This window comes from Leifsonia sp. Leaf336, from assembly GCF_001423695.1.
GTDB lineage: Bacteria > Actinomycetota > Actinomycetes > Actinomycetales > Microbacteriaceae > Leifsonia.
Genome location: NZ_LMOZ01000003.1, coordinates 252461 through 276332, shown reverse-complemented (window position 1 = coordinate 276332; position 23872 = coordinate 252461). Strand labels below are relative to the sequence as shown.

Annotated in this window: 30 protein-coding genes; 19 read left to right on the top strand and 11 right to left on the bottom strand. The window is 69.8% G+C overall.

Annotation, left to right across the window (positions count from 1 at the left end; genetic code table 11):
* Nucleotides 1–2: 2 nt before the first annotated feature.
* Nucleotides 3–1505 (bottom strand): APC family permease, encoded by a 1503-nt coding sequence (locus ASF88_RS16575; RefSeq protein ID WP_055921313.1) that lies wholly within the window; start codon nt 1503–1505, stop codon nt 3–5.
* A 195-nt stretch (nt 1506–1700) separates the two neighbouring features.
* Here ASF88_RS16575 and ASF88_RS16570 point away from each other — a divergent pair, with 195 nt between their 5' ends.
* Together ASF88_RS16570 and ASF88_RS16565 are read left to right on the top strand one after the other, a co-directional pair.
* The gene (locus ASF88_RS16570; protein WP_235493530.1) at nt 1701–3200 is read left to right on the top strand and encodes an APC family permease; all 1500 of its coding nucleotides are present in this window, start codon (nt 1701–1703) and stop codon (nt 3198–3200) included.
* Nucleotides 3197–3871, top strand: coding sequence for a helix-turn-helix domain-containing protein (locus ASF88_RS16565; RefSeq protein ID WP_055921306.1), 675 nt, complete (start codon nt 3197–3199; stop codon nt 3869–3871). Before ASF88_RS16570 ends, ASF88_RS16565 begins: the two co-directional genes overlap by 4 nt.
* Before the next feature lie 15 nt (nt 3872–3886).
* On the opposite strand, the gene ASF88_RS21070 is transcribed toward ASF88_RS16565, so the two are convergent.
* The gene (locus ASF88_RS21070; RefSeq protein WP_268765656.1) at nt 3887–4012 is read right to left on the bottom strand and encodes a hypothetical protein; all 126 of its coding nucleotides are present in this window, start codon (nt 4010–4012) and stop codon (nt 3887–3889) included.
* Between the two features lie 21 nt (nt 4013–4033).
* On the opposite strand from ASF88_RS21070, the gene ASF88_RS20730 reads away from it, so the two are divergent.
* The 3 genes from ASF88_RS20730 to ASF88_RS16555 all read left to right on the top strand — a co-directional run bounded on the left by ASF88_RS20730 (nt 4034) and on the right by ASF88_RS16555 (nt 4978).
* The gene (locus ASF88_RS20730; RefSeq protein WP_162242583.1) at nt 4034–4249 is read left to right on the top strand and encodes a hypothetical protein; all 216 of its coding nucleotides are present in this window, start codon (nt 4034–4036) and stop codon (nt 4247–4249) included.
* A gap of 183 nt (nt 4250–4432) precedes the next feature.
* Nucleotides 4433–4588: a hypothetical protein gene (locus tag ASF88_RS20530; RefSeq protein ID WP_157498416.1), complete on the top strand. Its 156-nt coding sequence runs from the start codon at nt 4433–4435 to the stop codon at nt 4586–4588.
* 69 nt (nt 4589–4657) lie between these two features.
* Complete coding sequence (locus ASF88_RS16555; RefSeq protein ID WP_055921300.1) at nt 4658–4978, top strand: nuclear transport factor 2 family protein; 321 nt, start codon at nt 4658–4660, stop codon at nt 4976–4978.
* Between the two features lie 29 nt (nt 4979–5007).
* Here ASF88_RS16555 and ASF88_RS16550 read toward each other — a convergent pair whose 3' ends face one another.
* Nucleotides 5008–5562, bottom strand: a complete 555-nt coding sequence (locus ASF88_RS16550; protein WP_235493529.1) for a dihydrofolate reductase family protein — start codon at nt 5560–5562, stop codon at nt 5008–5010.
* Nucleotides 5563–5706: 144 nt separating this feature from the next.
* Between ASF88_RS16550 and ASF88_RS16545 the strand changes: the two genes are divergently transcribed.
* Complete coding sequence (locus ASF88_RS16545; protein WP_055921292.1) at nt 5707–6399, top strand: VIT1/CCC1 transporter family protein; 693 nt, start codon at nt 5707–5709, stop codon at nt 6397–6399.
* A 10-nt stretch (nt 6400–6409) separates the two neighbouring features.
* Here ASF88_RS16545 and ASF88_RS16540 read toward each other — a convergent pair whose 3' ends face one another.
* Nucleotides 6410–6616, bottom strand: coding sequence for a hypothetical protein (locus tag ASF88_RS16540; RefSeq protein ID WP_055923006.1), 207 nt, complete (start codon nt 6614–6616; stop codon nt 6410–6412).
* 96 nt (nt 6617–6712) lie between these two features.
* Between ASF88_RS16540 and ASF88_RS16535 the strand changes: the two genes are divergently transcribed.
* Nucleotides 6713–7321 carry an NADPH-dependent F420 reductase gene (locus ASF88_RS16535; RefSeq protein ID WP_055921289.1) on the top strand — a complete coding sequence of 203 codons (609 nt, stop codon included), beginning with the start codon at nt 6713–6715 and terminating at the stop codon, nt 7319–7321.
* A gap of 15 nt (nt 7322–7336) precedes the next feature.
* Here the strand turns inward: ASF88_RS16535 and ASF88_RS16530 are convergent, their stop codons facing one another.
* Genes ASF88_RS16530 through ASF88_RS16520 form a run of 3 tightly spaced genes read right to left on the bottom strand, consistent with a single transcriptional unit; the run spans nt 7337 to nt 9133 of the window.
* Complete coding sequence (locus tag ASF88_RS16530) at nt 7337–7810, bottom strand: carboxymuconolactone decarboxylase family protein (protein ID WP_055921287.1); 474 nt, start codon at nt 7808–7810, stop codon at nt 7337–7339.
* 34 nt (nt 7811–7844) lie between these two features.
* Complete coding sequence (locus ASF88_RS16525; RefSeq protein ID WP_055921284.1) at nt 7845–8213, bottom strand: UBP-type zinc finger domain-containing protein; 369 nt, start codon at nt 8211–8213, stop codon at nt 7845–7847.
* Nucleotides 8210–9133 (bottom strand): DUF5996 family protein, encoded by a 924-nt coding sequence (locus ASF88_RS16520; protein ID WP_055921281.1) that lies wholly within the window; start codon nt 9131–9133, stop codon nt 8210–8212. Before ASF88_RS16520 ends, ASF88_RS16525 begins: the two co-directional genes overlap by 4 nt.
* A gap of 246 nt (nt 9134–9379) precedes the next feature.
* On the opposite strand from ASF88_RS16520, the gene ASF88_RS16515 reads away from it, so the two are divergent.
* The 12 genes from ASF88_RS16515 (at nt 9380) to ASF88_RS16460 (ending at nt 18681) form a co-directional block, all read left to right on the top strand.
* Nucleotides 9380–10345 (top strand): ABC transporter permease, encoded by a 966-nt coding sequence (locus tag ASF88_RS16515; RefSeq protein WP_235493527.1) that lies wholly within the window; start codon nt 9380–9382, stop codon nt 10343–10345.
* A complete protein-coding gene (locus ASF88_RS16510) occupies nt 10345–11163 on the top strand; it encodes an ABC transporter permease (protein WP_055921279.1) in 819 nt (272 codons plus the stop codon). Before ASF88_RS16515 ends, ASF88_RS16510 begins: the two co-directional genes overlap by 1 nt.
* A gap of 36 nt (nt 11164–11199) precedes the next feature.
* A complete protein-coding gene (locus tag ASF88_RS16505; RefSeq protein WP_055921276.1) occupies nt 11200–12264 on the top strand; it encodes an ABC transporter substrate-binding protein in 1065 nt (354 codons plus the stop codon).
* A 32-nt stretch (nt 12265–12296) separates the two neighbouring features.
* Nucleotides 12297–13433, top strand: coding sequence for an ABC transporter ATP-binding protein (locus ASF88_RS16500; protein WP_055921273.1), 1137 nt, complete (start codon nt 12297–12299; stop codon nt 13431–13433).
* Between the two features lie 26 nt (nt 13434–13459).
* The gene (locus ASF88_RS16495; protein WP_055921269.1) at nt 13460–14254 is read left to right on the top strand and encodes a carbon-nitrogen hydrolase family protein; all 795 of its coding nucleotides are present in this window, start codon (nt 13460–13462) and stop codon (nt 14252–14254) included.
* A gap of 68 nt (nt 14255–14322) precedes the next feature.
* A complete protein-coding gene (locus ASF88_RS16490) occupies nt 14323–14991 on the top strand; it encodes an RraA family protein (protein ID WP_055921266.1) in 669 nt (222 codons plus the stop codon).
* A 60-nt stretch (nt 14992–15051) separates the two neighbouring features.
* Entirely contained in the window at nt 15052–15786 is a 735-nt protein-coding gene (locus tag ASF88_RS16485; RefSeq protein ID WP_055921263.1) for a 3-keto-5-aminohexanoate cleavage protein, read from the top strand.
* A gap of 31 nt (nt 15787–15817) precedes the next feature.
* On the top strand, nt 15818–16306 hold the full coding sequence (locus ASF88_RS16480; protein WP_055921260.1) for an Lrp/AsnC family transcriptional regulator: 489 nt from the start codon (nt 15818–15820) through the stop codon (nt 16304–16306).
* Nucleotides 16307–16311: 5 nt separating this feature from the next.
* Nucleotides 16312–16830: an Lrp/AsnC family transcriptional regulator gene (locus ASF88_RS16475; protein WP_055921256.1), complete on the top strand. Its 519-nt coding sequence runs from the start codon at nt 16312–16314 to the stop codon at nt 16828–16830.
* A 139-nt stretch (nt 16831–16969) separates the two neighbouring features.
* Nucleotides 16970–17269, top strand: coding sequence for a DUF7882 family protein (locus tag ASF88_RS16470; RefSeq protein WP_055921253.1), 300 nt, complete (start codon nt 16970–16972; stop codon nt 17267–17269).
* Between the two features lie 101 nt (nt 17270–17370).
* Nucleotides 17371–17631, top strand: a complete 261-nt coding sequence (locus ASF88_RS16465) for a hypothetical protein (RefSeq protein WP_055921249.1) — start codon at nt 17371–17373, stop codon at nt 17629–17631.
* Nucleotides 17632–17643: 12 nt separating this feature from the next.
* Entirely contained in the window at nt 17644–18681 is a 1038-nt protein-coding gene (locus ASF88_RS16460) for an AI-2E family transporter (RefSeq protein WP_055921245.1), read from the top strand.
* On the opposite strand, the gene ASF88_RS16455 is transcribed toward ASF88_RS16460, so the two are convergent.
* From ASF88_RS16455 to ASF88_RS16440, 4 genes are all read right to left on the bottom strand, one after another.
* The gene (locus tag ASF88_RS16455; RefSeq protein ID WP_055921242.1) at nt 18644–19612 is read right to left on the bottom strand and encodes a DMT family transporter; all 969 of its coding nucleotides are present in this window, start codon (nt 19610–19612) and stop codon (nt 18644–18646) included. The two genes, ASF88_RS16460 and ASF88_RS16455, sit on opposite strands and share 38 nt — an antisense overlap.
* 133 nt (nt 19613–19745) lie before the next feature.
* Nucleotides 19746–20969, bottom strand: a complete 1224-nt coding sequence (locus ASF88_RS16450; RefSeq protein ID WP_055921239.1) for a DNA polymerase domain-containing protein — start codon at nt 20967–20969, stop codon at nt 19746–19748.
* 68 nt (nt 20970–21037) lie between these two features.
* Complete coding sequence (locus ASF88_RS16445) at nt 21038–22849, bottom strand: glycoside hydrolase family 2 protein (RefSeq protein WP_055921236.1); 1812 nt, start codon at nt 22847–22849, stop codon at nt 21038–21040.
* Entirely contained in the window at nt 22846–23835 is a 990-nt protein-coding gene (locus ASF88_RS16440) for a LacI family DNA-binding transcriptional regulator (protein ID WP_055921233.1), read from the bottom strand. Before ASF88_RS16440 ends, ASF88_RS16445 begins: the two co-directional genes overlap by 4 nt.
* Between the last annotated feature and the right edge of the window lie 37 nt (nt 23836–23872).

Here is a 23872-nt window from a genome sequence, read left to right as displayed (position 1 = left end):
TCCTAGGCGCTGATGGTGTCGATGATGTTCTCGTAGGCGGCGCGCTTGCTGCGGCGCAGGACGAGGGCCTGCACCACGCCGATCACGGGGACGGCGAGCATGGCGGCGAAGAAGGCGATGGATAGCGGGCCGACCACCGGGGTGCCTTTGGCATCCACATCGCCGATCAGCAGGGGGAAGTTGTCGACGATGATGAAGGTCACTCCGATCAGGCCGAGCAGGCCGATGACGGGAGCGATCACCGTGCGCCAGAGCCCGGCTCCGGTCTTCTTCCGGGCGAAGTAGACGATGACCGCCAGGCAGGTCAAGGCCATGAGCACGACGATCGCGAGCGTCGCGATGCCGCTGAACCAGGTGAACACCTGCAGCACGGGATCGAGACGGAACAGCGCGAACGCCACGATCAGCACCGCCGCGGTCGCGGTCTGCACCAGTGACGACACGTACGGCGACGAGTGCTTGCCGTGGACCCGCCCGATCGCCGCCGGGAACACCGACGCGTTCGACATCGAGTGCTGGTACCGCGTGACGACGTTGTGGAAGGAGAGCACGCAGGCGAAGAGGCTCGTGATCAGGAGTACGTTGACGATCACGCCGCCGACGGATCCGAGGTAGTGGACGGCGGTGTTCACGATGAAGCCGCCCGTGTCGGCCGCGACCACATCCACGATCTTCGCTGGGCCCCATCCCATCACCAGCGCCCAGGAGGCGAACGTGTAGAACACGCCGATGGCGATGACGGCGATGTAGGTGGCCCGCGGGATGGTCTTCTCGGGCTCCTTGGCCTCGTCGCGGAAGATCGCCGTCGACTCGAACCCGATGAACCCGGCGAGGGCGAACATGAGCCCGATGCCGGGGGAGCCCGACAGCACGGTGCTCGGCTCGAACGGTGCGAGCGACAGGCCCTCCGCCCCGCCCGTCCCGATGATCACGAAGCTGAGGACGATGACGATCCCGACCTCCGCGATGAGCAGGATGCCGAGCACGCGCGAACTCAGCTCGATGTGCCGGTAGCCGAGTACGCCGACCAGGGCGATCATCGCGAGCGAGTAGACGTACCAGGGGATGTCCGGGCCGTGCAGTGCGACGACAGACGACTCCAGTGTCGCTCCCAGGTAGCCGTACACCGCGACCTGCACGGTTGTGTAGGTGAGGAGCGCCAGATAGGCGGCGGCGAGGCCGAGCGGGCGTCCCATCCCGTAGCCGACATACGTGAAGAACGCGCCGGGCCGGGGGATGAACCGGCTCATCGCGCTCAGCCCGACGGCGAAGAACAGCAGGATGACGGCGCCGATCGCGAACATGCTGGGCACGCCGGCGCCGTTGCCCAGCAGCACGGCGACCGGGAAGCCGCCGCCGATGACGGTCAGCGGCGCCGCGGCGGCGACCACCATGAACACGATCGAGCCGACGCCGAGCCGGCCGGAGAGCTGGCGCGCGGCGCCGGGACCTCGGATGGCGATCGGATCGCCGAGCAGAGCCTGGGGCTCCTGTGCAGCCGTCATGGGTTCCTCCAGGGGATGAGGGAGTGGGTGCGGCCAGTCTCGCGAGGGGGTGTTGCGCGACCGTTCCACCGGCGTGAAGAGTCGGCTCCCGCCGAATGGGACGGTCCGCGTCGCATTCGGGGGTCACGCGTCCGTGACACCGACGAAACGCGGATGCAACACGCCCGCCGTAGCCTCGCGGGCGAGGAGCACACCGTGACAGCACAGCCCCCCGTGACGGCTCTGAGCCGAGCGATCGCCGATCCGACCCCGGTCGGCGGGCTGGCCGCGCGCTCGCCGATGGCGGGTCTCGACCGTCGGAGTCTCGGCTTCGTGGATGTGCTCGCCCAGTCGGTCGGGGCCGTCGCGCCCTCTGCGGCTGCGGCCACCTGCCCGGTGCTCGTCGCCGGCCGTGCCGGATCGGGCACCCTGCTGGCCTTCCTCCTCGCGGGCGTGCTGATGGCGCTCGTCGCGTACGCGGTCAACCAGTTCACCCGGCGCATGGCCGCCACCGGCTCCCTCTACACGTTCGCCGCGCGCGGCCTGGGGGTGCGGGCGGGCTTCGCGACCAGCGCCGCGATGATCGTCGGCTACGGATTCGTCGCGATGTTCGCCCTGCTGGGCGCCGCCTACTACGGGCTGACCCTGGTCGCGCATGCGGTGCCAGGGGTGACCGGCTCGCGCGGGCTGGTCCTCCTGCTGCTGGTCGGGTTCGGCGCTGTGTGCCTGCTGGTGCTCTGGCGTGGCATCCGGCTGTCCACGCGCGTCACGCTCGTCATCGAACTGCTGTCGATCGTGGGCATCCTCGTGCTGATCGTCGTGCTGCTCGTCCGGGTGCCCGGCTCGTCGTTCGCGGAGGTCGCGCTTCCCCGCTCGGTCGGCATCCCGGAGCTCGCGGCGGGCACGACGGTCGCCGTGACCGCTTTCGTCGGGTTCGAGAGCGCTGCGACGCTCGGCGTGGAGTCGCGCCGGCCGTTCGCGACCATCCCGCGGACCATCCGCTGGACGGTGATCGCCGCGGGGCTGCTCTACCTGCTCTCCGCGTACACGCAACTGGCGGGTTTCGAGGCGCTCGGCGGGGATCTCGTGGCCAGCGACAGCCCGGTCAACGATCTCGCGGCGCGTGCCGGGGTGGAGTGGATCGGCCTGCTGCTGGATGCTGCGCTCGCCTGCTCATTCCTGGCGTGCGCCCTCGCCTCGACGACGGCGCTCGCCCGCGTGCTGTTCTCGCTCGGCCGCGAGGGGATCGCGCCGCGCGCGCTCGGGCGCACCCATCGACGGTTCCGCACGCCGCACATCGCGCTGGGCCTGGGAGTCGCGGTGGAGGTCGCCGTGCCCGCCGTCCTGGTGCTGGCCGGAATGGGGGCGTGGCAGGCGATGGGCGTCGTGGTCGTCTGCGCGGCGGCCGGCTACATGACCGCGTACGCGCTCGTGTGCGTCGCTACGCCGTTCTTCCTGCGCCGGATCGGGGAGTTGACCGTCGGTCCCGCCGTCGCCGCCGCCGTTGCGGCTGCGGGCCTCGTGGCGGCGCTCGCGCTCGATCTCGGGCTCGAGGTCTCGGGCGACCGGGGCGTCGCCGTTCTGCTGCTGGCCGGCGTGGCGATCATGGCGTTCGGGCTGTGGGCGCTGTGCCGGCGCCGGAGGCCGGAGGCGCTGCGCCGCATCGGCCTGTACGACGAGCCGACGACGGGGGACGTGCTCGGCGGGGCGCCATGAACGCCATCCCGGAGCTGAGCGGACGGCAGCCGGGCGCGGTGCACAGCGCGTTCGCGGTGCTGGAGGAGGTGGCGCGAGCCGGGCCCGGAATCACGGCGCAGCAGCTGTCTGCGCGCCTCGGCCTGCCGCGGGCGACGGCGTACCGCCTCCTGAATCTGCTGGTGCAGGACGAGTACCTCGTTCGCATGCCCGACCTCCGCGGCTTCGCCCTCGGCCGCAAGGTCGCCGAGCTCGCCGATGTCGCTCAGGCGCAGGATGCGGCCGCGACAGCACGGGAGGCCGTCGCCGACCTCCGGGGGCGCATCCGCGGCGGCGTCCACCTGGCCGTGTACCGCGACGACCGGGTGGTGCCCGTCGACGTGGACCCGGACTTCCCACTCTCGGACCCCAGGCGCATCCAGGCCGACCTCAGCGTCTCCGCCCTCGGACGGCTCCTCCTGGCGGAACAGGCGGCGCGGGCGGTGCCGTCGCCCACCCGGTTCACGACGCAGGAGGGCGAACTCGTCCCCGGTTTCGGCTGTCTCGCGGTGCCCGTGCGCGGCGACGATCAGCGCCTGGTCGCCGGCCTCGCGCTGGCCCTCCCGGCCGCCCGCCTTGCGGACCGGCACGGACTGGTGTCGCTGGTCGCCGACACGGCGGTGCGGCTGGGGCCGCTGCTCAGCCGGGTGTGAGGGCAGCCACCTCGGCTACGGGTTCAGCTGGTCGTCGATCGCCTCCTTGAAGGCGTCGAGTTCGATCGTGTCGCCCTCGTAGACCTTTCCCTGGTCGCTCCAGCTGAGCGCCAACGTGCCGACAGCGTCGTCGCCCGTCACCTCGGCACCCTGGAAACGGACGTGATCGATGACGTCGTCGTGGGCGCCGCCATGGTGCTCGTCGTCGAGGAAATAGATCCTGTCCGCCGTGAGAACAAGCCGACCGGCATGTCGGCCGTCCTCATCCAATCGATCGGCTGTCACTTCCGCGATCGGTTCCTCGCCCTTCGGAAGCCTGTCCGGGTGGCCCTTTCCATGTTCAACCATGACCGCACCATAGACCCGGGAGGGCGGTAATGGTGAGGTGCTCTGCGGGGGCTCGGCTGATGCGTCGCCTTCCCGCGCGGGTACCCCACATCGGGCGCCACCAGTTCTAGGTATTTCGCACGCTCCGCGCCCGACCGGATACTGATGCCGAAATAACGCATTCGAACGAAGACGCCAAACGCGCCGACCCCCGCCGCAGAAAGCCGACCCGAAATGCCGACCACAGACACCGACATCGCCGACCTGTCCTCGACCCTCGTCGCAGACCGCTGCGAGTTCTTCGACGCCCCGCACGCGCACCTCTGGGAGTACACGAACGGGCACCTGGTGTGCGCGTTCTGCGACGAGAAGCGACCGTTCACGACCTGAGGCGACTCCGTCCGAGGGAGGGACCGCCGACCCCTGGATACGTTCGGGCTGACGTGCGATCCTCGACCCATGACCGACCTCCCCGCTCCTGTTCAAGCCTTCATCGACACCACGAATGCGGGCGACTCGGAGGCCTTCGTCGCCGTCTTCACCGATGATGCGCATCTCGACGATTGGGGCCGCGTCTTCCGTGGTCACGACGGCGCCCGCTCGTGGAACGCGAGCGACAACATCGGCAAGCGTTCGCACTTCGAGGTCGACGAGGTGGCGCGCGACGGTGACGAGTGGGTCGTCACCGTGACCGTGACCGGCGACGGGTTCAACGGAACCAGCCCGATCCGCTTCACGGTCGACGGCGATCGCATCTCGCACATGGTGATCGCGCCATAGCCTCCACCCCGACGAGGTGCCGGCGTCTCTTACCGGAGAACGCGATATCGCAGGTGCGTCGCGAACGGGGTGGGGACGGCGCCGACGCGTTCGAGTGCGATCGCCGAGTCGAGACTTCCGAACAACGGGGTTCCGCCTCCCAGGAGTACGGGCATGACATGGAGGTGGAGCTCGTCGACGAGACCGAGGGGGAGAGCCTGCTGCATGACGGTGGCGCCGAAGAGGTGGACGTTCTTGTCGCCTGCGGCTCGGCGGGCGTCCTGGACGGCGTCGGCGACGCCCTCTGAGACGAACGTGAAAACCTTCGGGTAGGCGCGTGCCGGCGGGTTATGCGTCAGCACGTACACCGGGACGTCGCCCATCGGTCCGGCATCTCCCCAGCCGCCGTCGCCCTCGTTCTTCTCGAACGACCTGCGACCCATGACGATCGCGCCCACGCTCCCGATCGTGCCCTCCAGCACCGCGCGGTCGTCGTCGGACGCCGTCGGTCGAAGCCACGCGTGCAGGTCTTGCGCGCCGTCGCCGAAGGGATTCTGCCGGCTGTCATTCGGGCCGGTGACGTAACCGTCGAGAGAGACGGACATATCGCAGATGATGAGTCCCACGAAGCAACCCCCTTGTTCGGTCGACTACGGCAGCACCCTAACCCGTGCGCGATGCATCGCTCCGTAGCCTGCACCGTCTCGCGCGTCGGGCGATTCGGGTCACGCGGCATGGGACCATATCTCATGCCCAGCGCCCTCAGCCGGTTCCGCGCCGCGGTGACCGACGCCGCCTCGCTGCGCGCGTGGACGGTCGACGCCAACGACGGCATCATCGCCACCGCCGGTGTGCTGGAGGGCTTCGCGGGAGCGGGCGCAAGCGATTCGACGCTGCTGACCGCCGCCATCGTCGCCACCGTCGCGGGGGCGCTCAGCCTCGGAGGCGCGAAGTGGTCGGAAGAGGCGGCGGAGCGGGACGCCCAACTGCGGGTCGCCCGGGAGGAGGCCGCGCAGCTCGAGCTGAGCCCGGCCGAGGAGATGCTCGAGCTTTCCGATTACTACGAGTCGAAGGGGCTGAGTACCGACCTGGCCCGGCTCGTCGCCGAGCAGCTGACCGCGCGGGACGCGCTGGCAGCCCAGCTGGAGACCGAGCACGGGATCAGCGAGGTGATGTCGCGGGCGGCTCCGGTCTGGGCGGGGGTCTCGGCCTCCCTGGCCTTCGCGGTGGGTGCGCTCGTGCCGCTGCTGATCACCGTGCTGGTGCCGGCGCAGATCGAGGCGTGGGCAGTGCTCTTCGCCGTCGTCGCCTCACTCGTCCTGACCTCCATCGTGAGTGCGCGCACCGGCCGCACCGGGGTGCTGCGCACGGTGGGACGGTCGCTCACCGTCGGCATCGGCACGCTCGGCGTCAGCTATCTCGCGGGGCTCCTGATCTTCTAGGGCGCGTCGCTCAGCGGGTGCGGGACCGCCGCCTCCGCACGACGCCGATCACGATCAGCGCCAGCCCGATCACCAGCACGATCGGCCCGACCGTCGCCCACAGCGGGGAGCCGCTCATCGCGGAGCCGCCGAGCACGTCGACGCCCTGCAACAGCCACACCAGACCGATGGCGGCGAGGATCACTCCGGGGATGACGAACGGCAGGCTCGATTTCATGTGCACACAGTAAGCCGGTGTCGCGTCGTCGTGAATGCCCGATTCGGACGGCATTCGACTCTTCCGGCGGCGCCGGGCCGCTGCTAGCCTCCGCCCATGAAGATCGCGATCATCGGAACCGGCCGCGTCGGTTCGACCGTCGGAGCAGGTCTGGTCGCGGCTGGACACGACGTCGTCTTCGGCTCGCGGACACCCGGGAGGCAGACCGGCCTGGCCGCGCCGACCCGGCTCGTCGCCGAGGCCGTCGCCGGAGCACAGGTCGTCATCGCGGCGGTTCCAGGCTCGATCACGCGGGGAGTGCTGGCCGACGTCGGCGCCGACGCGCTCGCCGGCGCCGTCCTCATCGACGTCGGCAACTCACTCACCGAGGGCTTCGAGCTCAGCTTCCCGAACGGCAGCCTGGGCGCGACCCTCCAGGAGGACTTCCCTCGAAGCAGAGTCGTCAAGACCCTCAACACCGTCAGTGCGCCGCTGATGGCGGATCCCGGACGGCTGCCTCCGACGACCGTCTTCCTCTCCGGAGACGACGCGGACGCGAAGGCGACCGTCGCTGGGCTCCTGGGGGACCTCGGGTGGCCGGAAGAATCGCGGATCGACCTCGGCGGCATCGCCACTGCCCGCGGGCCGGAGCACTACATCTTCCTGTCGATGCTCCTGGCCCGGAAACTCGGGACCACCGACTACGGGATCGCTGTCGTCAGCTGATTCGCGGACCCTGCTTCAGTGGAGCAACCGACCCTCCGCGTCGCGCGCGTTCACCCGGTGCCCGCTGAGGATCGAGACACGGTTGAAGGTGTTGATGGCCACGGCGATCCACTCGGCCGCGACGTAGGCGGGCTCGTCCAGCACCACGCGGGCCCCGGCGAGATCGGCCCGGAAGTCCTCCGTCAGCGGCAGCTGCGTAGCGGCCTCGGCGATGGCGAGCACCGCTCGCTCCCGTTCGTCGTAGAGCTCCGCGTCCCGCCAGGCGGGGAGCATGTCGAGCTTCTGCTGCGGAATGCCCGTCTTCCTGGCCTCGCGCGAATGCAGGTCGAGGCAGTAGGCGCACGCGTTCAGCTGGGAGGCCCGCACCTTGATGAGCTCGATCTCGTGCGCCGTCAGCCCGGCCGCGAGCGCGGATTCCGCGACGACGGCGGACCAGGCCCGGGCCGCCAGCCACGCCTCGGGCATGGACTTGTCCAGGTAGGGGGTCATGCGGCTCCTCTATCGGTCGCGGATCGTTCGCTCGTCAGTTCGCCGCCTCGGCGTCCGCACGCCGCATGAGGATTGCCCGCCAGTCGGCGGGAAGCCGGCTCGCCGGGCCCGGGACACCCTGATCGTCCGGGTGGCTCGTCGGGGGCGCGAGCGCCGGCCCTTCGGCGTACTGGTCGGTGCGGAAGTCCCAGAACCACTCCTCGCCGGGCTCGAAGCTCTGGATGTAGCGGTGTCCGGTCGCAGCCGCGTGCGCGCGGGCGTGCCGGGAGAGGGAATCGTCGCAGCAGCCGACGTGGCCGCATTCTGCGCAGCGACGCAGATGCACCCACCAGCCGCCGGCCTGGTCGCATTCGACGCAGCCGGTGCCGCTCGGCGGGACGCTCGTGTCGATGCCGTTCGTCATCGTTCACTCCTCACGTGGTGCGGTGGGATCAGCAGCTCGGGAGGCCAGTCGGCTCGCTGCGCGGCCGCGGCGTAGGTGGCGCGGAGGAAGGCGAGCACGGTCGCGTCGGGGTCGGCGGAGGCGCGCGCGGCCTCGTACGGCAGCAGGAACTCGCCGTACTCCTCGCTGAACGAGGCTCCGGGCGGCAGCTCGGCCTCCGCGTAGCCGTCGGGGGCCGGGTACGCGTATGAATAGAACGCGCCCTCCGAGCCGCCACCCGGCCAGAACCCGGCGCTGCTCAACTCGTGCGAGTAGCCCTCGCGCATCACGCTGTCGGGACAGTTCGGTGCGCCGCCGGGATGCGGTGGAGCGGTGCGGCCGGAGAAACGCGTGACGGCGAGGTCCATCGCTCCCCAGAAGAAGTGCACAGGGCTGACCTTGCCGCGGAACTCGGAGCGGAATCGCTGGAGGACGCGATCGGCCTGGATGAGCTGACGCCAGAACGCTGTCGCCTGCTCGGGCACATAGGTGGAGTGCACGGTGTCGTCGGCGAACGGGATCGCCACCTCCACCTCGTTCGGCGAGGGATGGATGACCACCTCGACGTCGAGATGCCGGAGCGCGTCGAAGACCTCCGCGTAGAGCTGAGCGACCGACCGCCCTGGCAGCGGGATGGACACCTTACCGCCGTCGCTCGTGCGCACGAGCAGCACATGATCGAGGAAGTCGAAGGCGATCTCGAGCAGCCGAGAGCCGATCGGGATGGCCCCGGTGGTGAGCCCGCGCGCGTCCACGCGCAGAGTGACGTGCCACCAGTGGTTGACAGGGGCGGCCAGCGCCATCCTGATCTTGCCGACGATCTGCGTCCACATGTGGAGGGTGTCGCGGGTCGGCGTCCAGCTCTGCACGGCGAGGGATGGCCACGCTGCGTCGTCTGCCATGTCCGCCCTCCCCGTCGTCAGAGCATCACTCTAGTCCGCGAGCACGGCGGATCAGCGGCCTGCGGCCGACCTCGGGCGGGCTCCCGCCGGGCCTCCCGGCGACAGCGTCGGTGCGAAATGCGTAAGCATGTAACCCGGACGCCACTGATCTCGAAGCCTCCACGAGTTTCGGGCAGCTGAACCTTCCGCAAACAATGGAACAACCCAGGCGGTCGTCCTGGATCATCCGACGGAGGGAGTGCAGGCGTGACGAGCGACACCATCGATCGGGCGGACACCATGGCCGTGCAGGGCGTCGGATCGCATTCCGGCGGCACCAAGCGCGCGCGAGGCGCCGCAAGCGCGACGACGAGAAGGAGCACCCGCCGCCGCACCCTCACCGGCGTGCTGCTCCTCGTCCCCGCCATCCTCGCCGTCCTCGGACTCGCGATCGTGCCGATACTGATCGTCGCCCGCAACTCGTTCGCCGAGAGCAATGTCTATGGCGGCATCACCGGCGGCTTCACGCTCGACAACTACGCGCAGCTGTTGGATCCGGTCTACGGCAAGGTGTTCGCCTATAGCCTCGGCATGGCCGTGCTGAATACGGTCATCTGCCTCGTCGTCGGCTACATCGTCTCGTACTACATCGTCTCCCGGCCGCCGCACCGGCAGTCCATGCTCTTGCTGCTGATCATCGTGCCGTTCTGGATCGACTTCCTCGTCCGCACCTTCGCCTGGATCTCGGTCCTCGGCCGCGGCGGCCCGGTCTACGGGCTCCTCGACCTGCTCGGGGTGAACACGTCACAGCTGTCGCTCGTGCCGAGCCAGGGTGCGGTCGTGATGGGCCTGCTGTACGCGTTCCTGCCCACCGCGATCTTCCCGATCTACGCCAGCATGCGGGCCATCGACCCGTCGGTCAAGGAGGCCGCCGCCGACCTCGGCTGCGGCTGGTGGCAGACCCACTTCCGGGTGCTCATGCCGCTCAGCTCGACCGGGATCATCGCGGCCGCGATGCTCACCTTCATCCCGACCCTCGGGGTCTTCGTCATCCCGGTCCTGCTCGGCGGTGGCAAGCAGCAGCTCGTCGGCAACCTCATCGTCACCCTCTACACCGAGTTCAGGAACCAGCCGATGGGCGCCGCGGTGTCGATGGTGCTGCTCGTGCTCATGCTGCTCGCGATGGCCGCGGCCGGCCTCATCGCCCGACGTGGACGGAAGAAGGTCGCCTGATGGACCGCGCAACGTCGTGGATCGCCCGCCTGGTGCTGGTCTTCCTCTACATCCCGATCATCGCGGTGATCGTGTACTCGTTCAACTCGGCGGCGGGAGGCTACACCTGGCAGGGCTTCAGCCTCCGCTGGTACGGCGAGCTGTTCGGCGACAGCGCCCTGCTGCAGACGCTCGCGATCAGCGCGATCGTCGGAGTGCTCGCGGCCTCCGTCGCGACGGTGGTCGGCCTGCTTGCGGCCATCGCCCTGGTGCGGTTCCCGTTCACGGGTTCCGGGATGGTGCTCGCCGCGATCGTGCTGCCGCTGATCGTGCCCGAGATCGTCCTCGGCGTCGCGCTTCTCTCGGTGTTCAGCTTCCTGCACGTCCCGCTCGGCATCGTCACGCTCGTGCTCGGCCACCTCATCATCACGCTCCCGCTGACGACCCTGATCATGGTGGGCGGCTTCCGCACCCTCGATCCGAGCCTCATCGAGGCTGCGGCCGACCTGGGTTGCACGCCGTGGCGCACCTTCACCCGCGTGCTCTTCCCATTGATGCGCTCCTCGATCATCGCGTCATGGCTGCTCGCCTTCACCGTTTCGCTCGGCAACATCGTCATCTCGACGTTCGTCAGCGGCGTCGGGTCGACCACGATGCCGCTGCGCGTCTACTCGTTGCTCAAGTCCGGTCTCACCCCTGAGCTGAACGCCCTGGGGACGCTGCTGATCGTCCTGACGTTCGCCATCGTCCTCTCCGTCGGCATCCAACAGATGCGGCGGATCCTCGCGACCCCATCCGGTTCCGCGCCCGCTCCCGACAGCACCACCGCACCGCGTTAGACCCCTCCCCATCCCTTCTACCCCCGGAAGAAGCCCATGAAACGCACAGCACTGCTGACCGTCGTCGCGGTCGCCGCCCTCGGTCTCACGGCCTGCTCCAGCGGAGCGGGCGGCTCGTCCACCTCCGCCGCCTCAACGAAGCTCAACATCTACGCGTGGGCCGATGAGATCCCCAAGACCGTCATCGCGGCCTTCGAGAAGGAGACCGGCATCTCTGTCACCGTCGACACGTTCGATGCCAACGAGACGATGATCTCCAAGCTCGCCGCGGGCGGTTCCGGCTACGACATCGTCGAGCCGAGCCAGTACGCCGTGCAGCAGCTCGTCGGTCAGGACCTGGTCGAGAAGCTCGACCACTCCAAGATCACAGGCCTGGACAAGCTCGGCGCGAAGTTCGCGGACCCCAGCTACGACAAGGGCAACGAGTACAGCGTCCCGTGGATCTGGGGCACCACCGGTCTCGCCTACAACGAGAAATGCACCGGCACGGCGATCGACAGCTGGAAGGCCCTCTGGGACCCGGCGTACAAGGGCAAGATCTACATGCTGGACAACATGCTCAGCGCCTACATCCCCGCGCTTCAAGTCAACGGTCTGAAGGCCACCTCGACCAGCGAGAAGGACATCGCGAAGGCGACCCAGTCACTCCTCGACCAGAAGCCGCTGCTCGCCGGCTACAACTCGTCGAACTACTCCGACCTGCTCGCATCGGGTGACGCCTGCGTGGCGGAGGCCTATGGCGGCAGCGCGATCGCGAAAGTGACCGCGGCCAACCCCGACGTCAAGTTCGTCATCCCCAAGGAGGGCGGCACGCTCTGGGTCGACGGCTTCGCCGTAGCGAAGAACGCGCCGCACGCCGACGCCGCCTACAAGTGGCTCAACTTCACGCTGCGTCCCGAGATCGCCGCCATGGCGACCAACGACGGCGGCAGCGCCACGGCGAACGAGGCGGCGAAGGCCGACATCACCGACAAGACGATGCTCGAGAGCGTCGCGGTCTACCCGACCGACGAGCAGCTCAAAGAGAGCGAGTTCATCGTCGACCCCGGAAAGGCGCTGCAGTACTTCCAGCAGGGCTGGACCAAGGTGAAGGCCTCCTAGGCCGGCGCCCGACCATCCACGAGGAGCATTCCATGACCACGCTCGCCAGCTCGGCCGACGCGGACGCCACCACCGTGCGCGCATCGCAGGGCGGCCCGGCCATCCGTCTCTCCGGCGTCACCAAGACGTTCGGGAGCACCACCGTCGTGCACCCGATCGACCTGACCGTCGAGGACAACGAGTTCTTCTCGATCCTCGGGCCGTCGGGATGCGGCAAGACGACGCTGATGCGCATGATCGCGGGCTTCGAGACGCCGACCGGCGGCTCGATCGAGCTGGCGGGCAGGTCGGTGGAGTCGCTCCCCACCCGCAAGCGCGACCTCAACATGCTGTTCCAGAGCTACGCGCTCTTCCCGCACCTCTCGGTGCGCGACAACATCGGTTTCGAGCTCAAGGTCCGCGGGCGCAAGCGCTACCCGCTGCGCGACGCCGCGGTCGACGAGGCGCTCGCACTCGTCCACATGGAGCGCTTCGCCGACCGCAAGCCGAACGAGCTCTCCGGAGGCCAGCGGCAGCGGGTGGCGCTCGCCCGTGCGGTCGTCTCACGGCCCGCGGTCGTCCTCCTCGACGAGCCGCTCGGCGCTCTCGACCAGCAGCTGCGCAAGGAGATGCAGGTCGAGCTCAAACGCATGCAGCGGGAGGTGGGCATCACCTTCGTGTATGTGACGCACGACCAGGAGGAGGCGCTCACGATGTCCGACCGGATCGCGGTCATGTCGGAGGGCCGCGTGCAGCAGATCGACGCACCCCGTGCGATCTATGACCACCCGGCGAACCGTTTCGTCGCGGGATTCATCGGCACGTGCAACCTCCTCGACGGCACCTACCACTCGACCCCGGCGGGCGCGACTGTCGACATCGCCGGGGTGGGCTCGGTCGGAGCGTCCATCGGCGCGGCGGCCCCCGGGGCGTCCGTGACCGTCGCGGTCCGCCCCGAGCGTATCCGGCTCCGCCCGGGCGCCGCGGACCACGGTGAGGTGGCGGCGACACTGCTCGACGCCGTGTTCCTCGGCGACGAATGGCGCTACATCCTGCGGGCCGCAGACGGCGTGCACCTCGTCGCCACCCGGCCGAGCCGTTCCTCCGACGACGAGCTCACCCGGCTGGTGCCGGGCGACGCCGTCGCCGTGTCCTGGGCTGCGGACGACGCCCGAGTCCTCGCCGCCTGAACCCCCGATCGCACGAAAGGACCGCAATGAAGGTCGCCGCAGGGCAGCTCGCTCCCACCACCGACCCCTCCGCCAACCGCCGCACCATCGAGACCCTCGTGGAGGAGGCGTCGGCCGAGGGCGTCGAACTGCTCGTCCTCCCCGAAGAGGCCATGCTGCTCGCCGACGGCGTGGAGGCCCCGCTCGGGGAGGTCGCGCGCGCCGAGTGGCCCGGTTTCGTCGAGTTCGTCTCAGGCCTCGCCCGGCGGCACCGCATGGCGATCATCGCGGCCGGCTACGAGGGGACGGACTCCGACCGCCCGTACAACACCATCGTCGCCATCGACGAGGACGGCGCGGAGGCGGCCCGCTACCGCAAGCTCCACCTCTACGATGCCTTCCTCTACCGTGAATCCGACTATGTGACCCCCGGGGATGCGAACCCCGTCGTGGTCGAGCTGGCCGGCACCAGGGTCGGACTGGTCAACTGCTACGACCTGCGGTTCCCCGAGCTCACCCGCAACCTGATCGACCACGGCGCCGATCTGCTCTCGGTCTCCGCCGCCTGGGTCTCCGGCGCGATGAAGGAGGACCACTGGCGGACACTGCTGCGGGCGCGCGCGATCGAGTCGACGGCGTGGCTGGTCGCTGCCGGCTCCGCCTCTCCGGAGTGCATCGGGCAGAGCATGATCGTCGACCCGTTCGGCATCGTCCGTGCCCAGCTCGGCGGCGAGACGTACGGCCTCGCGATCACGACCCTGTCGCAGCGCCGGACCGAGGAGGTCAGGGCCGTGCTCCCTGTGCTGGAGAACCGCCGGCTCAACACGACCATCGAGCTCTGAACGGGCCGGCTTCCGGCTCGACCAACCACAGAACCCGCTGCCCACCGCACCGAGACCGAGGTACCCCTATGCCCATCACCATCGGCCCTGAGCCGGAATCCCTGCCCGCAGACCTCGTCGAGAAGCTCGAGCGCGTCTCCTTCCCGACACTCGGCCACTACCTCGAGGAGGGGTTCGCCGACCCGGGGATCACCCGGGTCGCCGGCGCCCGCCGCGTCGTCGGACGGGCGATCACCGTGCGCACCACGGCGACCGACTCGACGATGCTGCACCATGCCGCCGGACTCGTCGAGCCGGGCGACGTCGTCGTGATCGACACCGGCGGCGACGTCAGACACGCCCCACTCGGCGAGGTCGTGGCGTCCGCACTCGCGTTCCGCGGTGCGGCGGGAGCGATCGTCGACGGCTCGGCCACCGACATCGACGAGATCGCCGAGCTCGGCCTCCCGGTCTACGCGCGCGGCCTCAGCATGCTGACGACCAAGCTGCACGACATCGACGCGGGCGGCCTCAACGTGCCGGTGGTCGTCGGCGGCGTCGTCGTGAACCCGGGGGATGTGGTGCTCGCCGACGCGAACGGCGTGCTCTTCGCGCCGGTCCACGTGCTCGGCGCCCTGGTCGACACAGCCCTCGCCGACGACGCGGAGGAGCCGGAACTCGTCGATGAGCTCCGGGCCGGGGGGCGCCTCGGCGAGCTGACCGGCGCGACCGCTTCGGTGCAGAGCCTCATGCGCTGAGCCTCCCGCTGACCGACTCTCCATCACGTTCCTGAGCCATCCATCACCAGAAAGGCCCCGATGCTCCTCAAAGCCGCCATCAACGGCGGACGCACCACGGACGAGTTCCCTGGCGTCCCACTCACGGCCACCGAGATCGCCCAGGCCGCCGTCGCGGCGCTGGCCGAGGGCGCCACCGTCGTCCACGCGCACGCGCGCACGGCGGACGGCGGCCAGACGATCGAGCCCGCGCAGGTGGGGGAGATGGTGCGCGCATTCCGAGCGGCGGCGCCCGGCCGTGAGATCGGCACGACGACGGGACTCTGGACGTGCTCGGGCCATGCCGAGCGCATGCGGCTGATCGCCGAGTGGCCGGCGGACGCCCTGCCTGACTTCGCCTCGGTGGCGTTCAGCGAGGAGGGCGCGGCCGAGGCGGCAGAGCTGGTCCTGGCGCGCGGGATGGTGCTCGAGAGCGCTGTGTGGTCGATGGCCGACGTCCCCGCCCTGCTGGCGTCGTCCACGCTCCATCGCAACGTCCGCATCCTCATCGAGCCCGAGCTGGAGTCGCCGGCGGAGGCGGTCGCCGCCTGCCGCGAGATCGCGGCGGCGCTCCGCGCGGCCGGTGTGACGGCGCCACTGCTCTATCACGGCTACGACGCCACGGTCTGGCCGGTGGTCCGCGCGGCTGTCGCTGACGGCTGCGAGATGCGCATCGGCCTGGAGGACGGCCTGACCCGCGAAGACGGCTCACTCGCCACCGGCAACGAGGAGCTGGTGCGCGCTGTGCTGGCCCTGGAGGCCGTCGTCACCGTCTGACGTTCCCAGCTATGCGAGGTAGGTTTCTCGGATGATCGACCAGACCGACCGGTCGCTGATCGGGCTCCTCATGCGCGATGGCCGACGCCCCTACACCGAGCTCGCGGCCGAGCTCGAGGTGAGCGAGGCGACGGTGCGAAGCCGGGTCTCCCGGCTGCAGGAGTCCGGCATCCTCAAGATCGTCGCCCTCTGCAATCCGCTGACGCTCGGCCATCAGTCGGTGCGGCTCGGGATCGGTGTGCGCGATCATTCTCCACGGTCGGTCGCGAAGGCGCTCGCCGAGATGGCGATGGTCAATCACGTCGCACTCTGCACCGGCTCCCGCGACGTGCTCGTCGAGGCGACCTGCCGCGACCTCGACCAGTTGGTCACCCTGCTGGACGACGTGCGGCGCGTGCCGGGCGTGAGCGAGATCGATCAGTTCGTTCTGCTGGAGCTGTTCAAGGACTACTCGTGGGTGGGCCTGCGCGATAAGTCCGGTCAGAGCGCGGGGCAGCGCGCCGGGCGGGAGACGGCGTAGCCCTCATGGACATCGACTCGATCGACCGCAAGATCATCGACCAGCTGCGCATCGACGGCCGCCGCTCGTTCGCGATCATCGGCCGCAACGTGGGCCTCTCCGAGCCCAGCGTGCGCGCTCGGTTCCGGCGCCTCTCCGCAGCGGGGATCGTCCAGGTCGTCGGGATGCCGGACGCCCCGAAGCTCGGAGCCCTGGAGGTGCACGTCTCCATCTCGGTGGTCGGAGTCCCGGTCGCGACGGTCGCCAAGCAGCTCGTGCGCATCCCGGAGGTCACCTTCGTGGCGAGCGCGGTCGGCGCCTTCGACATGATCCTCGACATCCGTTGCGACGATGTCGTGCAGCTCTCGAACGTCCTGAACGAGAAGATCCGTCGCGTGAAGGGCGTCGATCGCGTGGAGGCGTCTACCGTTCTGGAGATCATCAAGGACAGCTACCTCTGGGCCGGCTTCCGCGAGGACCCGGGAACGACGGCGGACGCCGTCATCAAGAGGCCCCGCACTCGGCCGCAGATGCCCAGGCTGTAGCGATCCGGACGAAGCGTCCGCTCGGACGTGTCGCGACGACGCCCGGATTCGGCGCCCCGTCCTCCATGCCGTGTCCCGCGATTCCGTCGTACACTCCGTCTAGCCAGGCTAGACATTCGGATCGGAGAGGAGGCCGGACGTGGGGACCCTCATCTACGGCGGCACGTCAGAGATCGACATCGAAGACCGCACCCTCGCGCACATGCAGCTTGCGATCATCACGAAGCTGCGCCGTAACGAGCAGTTCCTGCTCTCCTGGGACCACGGGGTCGACAACGGCAGCGGGTACAGCTCGATCTGGATCCACCCGGCGATCCCGCTCTACTTCCGGTTCGCCGGCGGACGGCGTCCGAGCCTGAATCGCGAGTGGGTCGAGGCGCTCCTGACCTCGGCGAACAGCGTCGGGGGCCTCCACATCATCCCCGAGCCGGTGCCGTAGCGGCCCGGCAGCTGCCGTGGCACCCTTGCCGCCGCGACGCAAGGGCTGGAGGTCGGACAGGGGACCTTCTAGTCTCCACGGTGAGGGCCGGAGGTGCCACGATGGCCACTGTCATCCATATCGATGCTCATCGGTACGTGCTCGACGACTCCATCGACACGGGCGCCCTGGAGGCCGAGATCGTGGAGGCCGCGCGAGCGACCGCTGCTTTCGTCACGCTGCGCTGCGTCGACCGTCCTCCGGTCGAGGTGCTGATCACGGCCGCGACCGCGGTGCGCGTCGACAGGGTGACGCCGTCGGCCGCCGAGCCGGCGTCGGAAGAGAGCTGGGAAGCGATCGATCGGCTCTACCGTGACTTCTGAGACTCCCGCTCGATGAAGATCCTCAATCCGTTCCGCACAGGTCTGCTCGCGACGCTCGGCGTGGGGCTGGCGATGCTGATCCTGTCGAGCATCGTGTCGCTCGCGACCATCATCACCTACATCGGGGCGGCCCTGTTCCTGGCCCTCGGCGTGGAACCGGCCATCGCGTTCCTGCTGCGGCGCGGCTTCCCCCGGTGGGCTGCACTGCTGACGGTCATCGTCGTGCTGCTCGGCGCCGCCGTCGGCATCCTGTTCGCCATCGTCCCCGTGGTGGCCGATCAGCTCACCCTCCTGATCACCGGGATCGTGGAATGGGTGCAGTCCGGGCAGGCCCTGTCGTGGCTCAACCAGCTGCACGCTCAGTTCCCGACGGTCATCAACCAGCAGAATCTGAACACCGTCGTCGACTGGGCGCAGAAGAACGCCGGCACGATCACCGGCGGCGTGCTCAAGACCGCGCTCGGCATCGTGAGCGGCTTCTTCGGCGCCATCGTGATCGTCATCCTGACCATCTACTTCACCGCCTCGCTGCCCTCGATCACGCGCGCCGCAGCCCAGCTGGTTCCAGCGACGAAGCGGGCGCGGTTCTCCGACCTCTCGGACCAGATCACCGATTCCGTCGGTAAGTACGTGATGGGCCAGGTCACGCTCGCGCTGGTGAACGGGGTCCTCTCGGCGATCTACCTCACGATCATCGGCGCGAAGTTCGCCATCCTGCTCGCCGTCATCGCGTTCATGTTCTCGCTGATACCGCTCGTGGGCACGATCACCGGTTCGATCGTCATCGTGGCCGCCTGCTTCATCAGCAGTCCGGCGACCGCGATAGCCGCTGCGATCTACTACCTCATCTATATGCAGGTCGAGGCATACGTCCTCAGCCCCCGGATCATGAACCGGGCCGTGGCCGTCCCCGGGGCGGTCGTCGTCATCGCCGCGCTGGCCGGAGGGTCGCTGCTGGGCATCCTCGGCGCGCTCGTCGCCATCCCGGTCGCCGCTTCCATCCTGCTCATCATCAAGCAGGTGGTCGTCCCCCGCCAGAACGAACGCTAGAAGGCGGCGCCGCGTCCCCGCGCTCCCGCGGCCGGCGACGGGAGAGCAGGATGACGCCCCAGACGGCGAGGGCGCCGGCGACGACGAAGACGATCCCCGCCCAGAGCGGCGCGTGGGCGGCCTCCCCGAGCACGACGATGCCGATCGTGACGCCCACTAGCGGGTCGATCACGGTCAGGCCCGCGACCACGACGTCGGGAGAGCCCGACGAGTACGCCGTCTGCACGAAGTAGGTGCCGAGGATCGCCGCGGTCAGGAGGCCGAGCACGCACGCGAGCGTCAGCCAGTCGGCGGCGACCAGGCGGAAGTGCGCCTCGACGATCGTCTGGACCCGGCCGATGAGCACCTTCGCGAGGGTCGCGACGAACCCGAAGAGCACCCCGGCGCCCACCACGTAGAAGAGACGGGTGAGGCGCTTCCTGAACACCACGAACCCGGTCCCGAGCAGCAGGAGGACCACTGCGAGGATGATCGCCACGGCCAGCAGCTGGGGCTCGAGGATCGGGAGCGAGGTCGTCGTGACGGCGGCGACCGCGACGAAGAGTCCGACCCCTCCGACGCAGAGCGCCATCGCGCGCAGTGCCGGCGCGTCGAGTCTCACCTTCGTCAGCCGCGCGTTGAGGACTGCGGTGATGACCAGTGCCACCGCGCCCAGCGGCTGGACCACGGTCAGCGGGGCCAGGTAGAGGCTGAAGAGCTGGAAAACGATGGCGAGGCCAAGGCACACAGTGCCGATCAGCCAGGAGGGACGCCGGGCGAGTGCCAGCACCTGCCCGATGCCCAGGCTCCGCTTCGTGGACGTCTGGTCGTTCACCTTCGCGACGCCGCGCTGCTGGAGCTGGGCCCCGACCGCCAGGAACACCGACCCGACCAGAGCCACCGGGATGCCGAGGGCTTGGGCCGGGGTCAGGGAGACCAGAGAGAGGCTCATGAGCCGCCCTCAGCCGGACTCGGTCGCTGCAGCCATCGGGGCTCCTCTCGGCCGGGTGTGATTCCCCTCGGACGGTAGACCCCGTCACCTGACACCGATACCGGCTGGACAGCCGGCGCGCGCCGTGCACGCGCTAGCGGCGACTCGCCCAGGGATCGTAATCGGCGAGCAGCTCGCCCTGCTCAGGGCGCTCACCCTCCGGGACGTGCTGGAGGTTGACGCGCACCCGGTACCACTGCGAGCTCGAGCCGCGCATGCCGTCGATGAGCTCGTCGGCGGGGTGGAGGAGCGCCGCGGCCTCGGGGTGGAGGTCGCGCCAGCGCGCCAGCGCCTCGGTCGCCTCCGGCTTGGTCTTGGTTCGGGCCACCTCGATGAGCGGCATCTGCGAGACGCGCCGGCCGGCTCCGTCGCCGGCGCGCGGAGGCTTCTCGGCCGGTCCGAGGCGCGCAGCGAGGGCGAGCAGCGCATCGAGGGATCCCGCGGCTCCATCGATGCCCTCGTGCGGGTCGCCGCGCTCGGCGAACCGGGTCAGCACCGTCGGCACTGTGAACTCCGACGGCCGGCGAGAGCGCACTTCGCTCCAGTCGAGCGGTGTCGACACGCGGGCGTCCGGCAGCGGGCGCACCGAGTAGGCGGAGGCGACCGTGCGGTCCTTCGCGTTCTGGTTGAAGTCGACGAAGACGCTCTCGCCGCGCTCCTCCTTCCACCAGCGTGCCGTGGCCAGCCCCGGCGCGCGGTTCTCGACCTCGCGCGCGAGCGTCTCCGCCGCGAGGCGCACGTCGGCGAAGCTCCAGCGCGGCTGGATGCGCACGAGGATGTGGAGGCCGCGGGAACCGCTCGTCTTCGGCCAGCCGACCAGGCCGTGGTCCTCCAGCACCTCCCGGGCGATGAAGGCGACGTCGATGATCTGCGCCCAGTCGACCCCCGGCATCGGGTCGAGGTCCACCCGCAGCTCGTCGGGATGGTCGAGATCCTCCGCGCGCACGGCGTGCGGGTTGAGGTCGAGGCAGCCGAGGTTCGAGACCCAGGCGAGGCCGGCGGCGTCCCGCACCACCGCCTCCTCGGCCGACGTGCCGCGCGCGTAGTGCAGCGTCGCCGTGTCGATGTAGTCGGGATGGCCCTCCGGCACACGCTTCTGGAAGAACGGCTCCTGCGCGAGCCCCTTGACGAAGCGCTTGAGCACCATCGGCCGTCCGCCGGCACCGCGCAGCGCGCCGTCGGCGACCGCGACGTAGTAGCGCGCGAGGTCGAGCTTGGTCAGCCCGGGCTCGGGGAACACCACCTTGTCCGGGCTCGAGATGCGCACCTCGTGGCCGCCGACCTCGAGGAACGTCTCGGACTTCGACGACGGAGTCATGCCGCCACGTTAGCCGGGAGCGCGACCTTCGGCCAGGGGTGAGGCGTCAGCGCCCCGTCAGCGCCCCGTCAGCGCCCGGCGATCGCCTCCCGCAGCAGCTCGACCGGCACCTTGGGCGTGCGGTCGTCTCGCAGCAGGCCGTTGGTCTCCTGCCCGGTGTCTGCAAGCTGGGTGTAGCAGAACCCCGCGAGCACAGGGGAGTCGGTGACAGCGCCGATCAGCCCGGTCACCCGCTCGCCGAAGTCGGAGGCGTCGCGCGCCGAGGAGTACCCCCAGGCGTCGGCGACGTTGTGGTCGATCCAGCTCACGCCGCCGAACTCGGTCAGCATGACCGGGCGGGCCGGCTCCGAGTCGTGCAGCTGGATGCGTCGCCCGGCAGGCCCCGGCCCCGCGATCAGCTCGTCGAGGGCGGCGCGGCTGCCATAGCGGCGAGCCAGCACCTCCGGGTCGCCCTCGTAGTCGTGAATCGTGATCAGGTCGGAGTCCGTGTGCTCCCAGCCGTCGTTCGAGATCACCGGTCGGGTGCCGTCGATGGCGCGGGTCAGCTCCGTCAGCCCGCGGCTGTACGCGCGCTGCCGAGGGTCGTGCGAGATGTGCTGCACGCCCCAGCTCTCGTTCAGCGGCACCCACGCGATGATCGACGGATGCGAGCGATCCCGCTGGACCAGCTGCATCCACTCCTCGGTGAGCAGCTGCACCGAGCGCGCCGAGAACTCGTACGCGCTCGCGGTCTCCGCCCAGATCAGCAGGCCCAGCCGGTCTGCCCAGTAGAGGAAGCGCGGGTCCTCCGCCTTCTGGTGCACGCGCGCGGTGTTGAACCCCAGCTCGAGGATGAGCTCGACCTCCCGGCGCAACGCGTCGGCCGAGGGCGCGGCCAGGTGCGACTGCGGCCAGTAGTTCTGCGAGAGCACGGCGCGCACGTAGAAGGGCCGGTCGTTGAGCAGAAGGCAGCGGTCGTCGGTGCGCACAGTCCGCAGGCCCAGGTAGCTGGCGACGGCGTCGTCGCCGCCCTCACCGCTGCCGGCGCCGGTGCCCTCGAGCGCGACCGTCGCGCTCAAAAGCCGCGGGTTCGACGGCGACCAGAGCAGCTCCTCGTACTGCTGGCCGTTGCGCTGCCGCGAGAGCGCGAGCCGCAGGTGGGAGGTCGTGTCGAGCACCCGGTACCGGGCCTCGGCGAGCAGCTCGCCCTCGTACTCGATCCGCACGGCGGCCCAGACGTCGCCCGACGGCCGGGCGTTGAGCACGAGCTCGAGGTCGACCGACCCGGCGTCGGCCGCGGTGTCCCACGCGAGCGACTCGACGTGGAGGCCGGGCACGGCCTCCAGCCACACCGGCTGCCAGATGCCCGTGGTGCGGTGGTACCAGATCGAGTGCGGGGACTCCCTCCAATCCTGCTTGCCGCGCGGGATCGACACGTCGAGCGGGTCGTCGACGGCGCGCACGACGAGCTCGTTCGTGCCTTCGGCGTCGACGATGCCGCCGACCTCGAAGTGGAACGGGGTCTGCCCTCCGACGTGCCGGCCCAGGTAGCGGCCGTTGAGCCAGACGTCGGCGGCGAAGTCCACGGCGCCGAAGTGCAGCAGCAGCCGCGGGCGGTCGGAGGCCAGCCCGGCCTCGGCCAACTCGGCCGCGCCGAACGTGCGGCGGTACCAGACGACCGGGTGATAGCCCGTCTCGCCGATGCCGGAGAGCTCCGACTCGGGCGGATAGGGGACGACGATGGTCCTGTCGAACCCGACGGCCTCCGGCGTCTGCTCGGGGCCGGCCCCGAAGGCGAACTCCCACTCACCGCCGAGGTCGTGCCACTGGCGGCGGACCAGCTGCGGACGGGGGTAGCCGCTGTCCTGCTGCAGGGGGTCGGGGAGCTGGTCAGCGGTCATGCGCTCATCCTCGTGACGATCTGGAAGGGGACGGTGGTGTCGCCCGCGGGCGGGGAGTCGGCGAGCAGCAGCTCCAGCGCGAGACCGGCGAGCGCTGCCTTGTCCGGTGCGACGGTCGTGAGGGGAGGGGTGCTGTAACGGCCCTCCTCGATGTCGTCGAAGCCGATGACGGCGACGTCCTCCGGCACGCGAAGCCCGGCTTCGCCGAGAGCGTGCAGTGCACCGAGCGCCATCAGGTCGTTGAAGGCGAAGACGGCGTCGAACGGCACGCCCTTGTCCAGCAGACCCTCGACCGCTGCGACACCGTCGCTGCGGCGGAAGTCGATGACCTCCCGGATCAGCGCCGGGTCCTCGGCGATGCCGGCCTCGTCGAGCGCGGCACGGTAGCCCGCGAGGCGCAGTTCGGCGGTCTCGCGCGGACCCGATGCCTGGGCGCCGATCGCGGCGATCCTCCGGCGGCCGGAGCGCAGCAGGTGCTCGGTCGCCGCCTGCGCGGCGGCGGCGTTCTCGACGGTCACGTGCGGGAACCGCGACTCCCCGACGTGCTCGCCGAGCAGCACGATCGGGGTGGAGTCCTGACGGTCGGCGAGGTCGCTCGCGGTGAGGGCGAGCGGCGAGAGGATGAGGCCGTCCATCACGGGGATGCCGACGCCGTCGCTGATGCGGCGCTCGGAGTCGGCCTGCCCGTTGGTCTGATTTATCAGCACGGTGATCGAGCGGTCGGCTGCCGCCGCGACGATGGCCGACGCGAGCTCGGCGAAGTAGGGCTGGCTGAGGTCGGGGATGGCCAGGGCGACCATCCCGCTCCGGCCGCTGCGCAGCTGACGGGCGGCCGAGTTGGGCCGGTAGCCGAGCTCGTCGATCGCCTCCCGCACGCGGGTCTTCAGGTCGTCGCGCACCCAGCCGGTGCCGTTGATGACGTTCGAGACCGTCTTCGCTGAGACGCCGACGTGGTCGCCGACGTCTTTCAGCGTCGTCCTGCGCATCAGCGTCTCCTTCGGTCGTCCGACGCGCCGCCCCGGT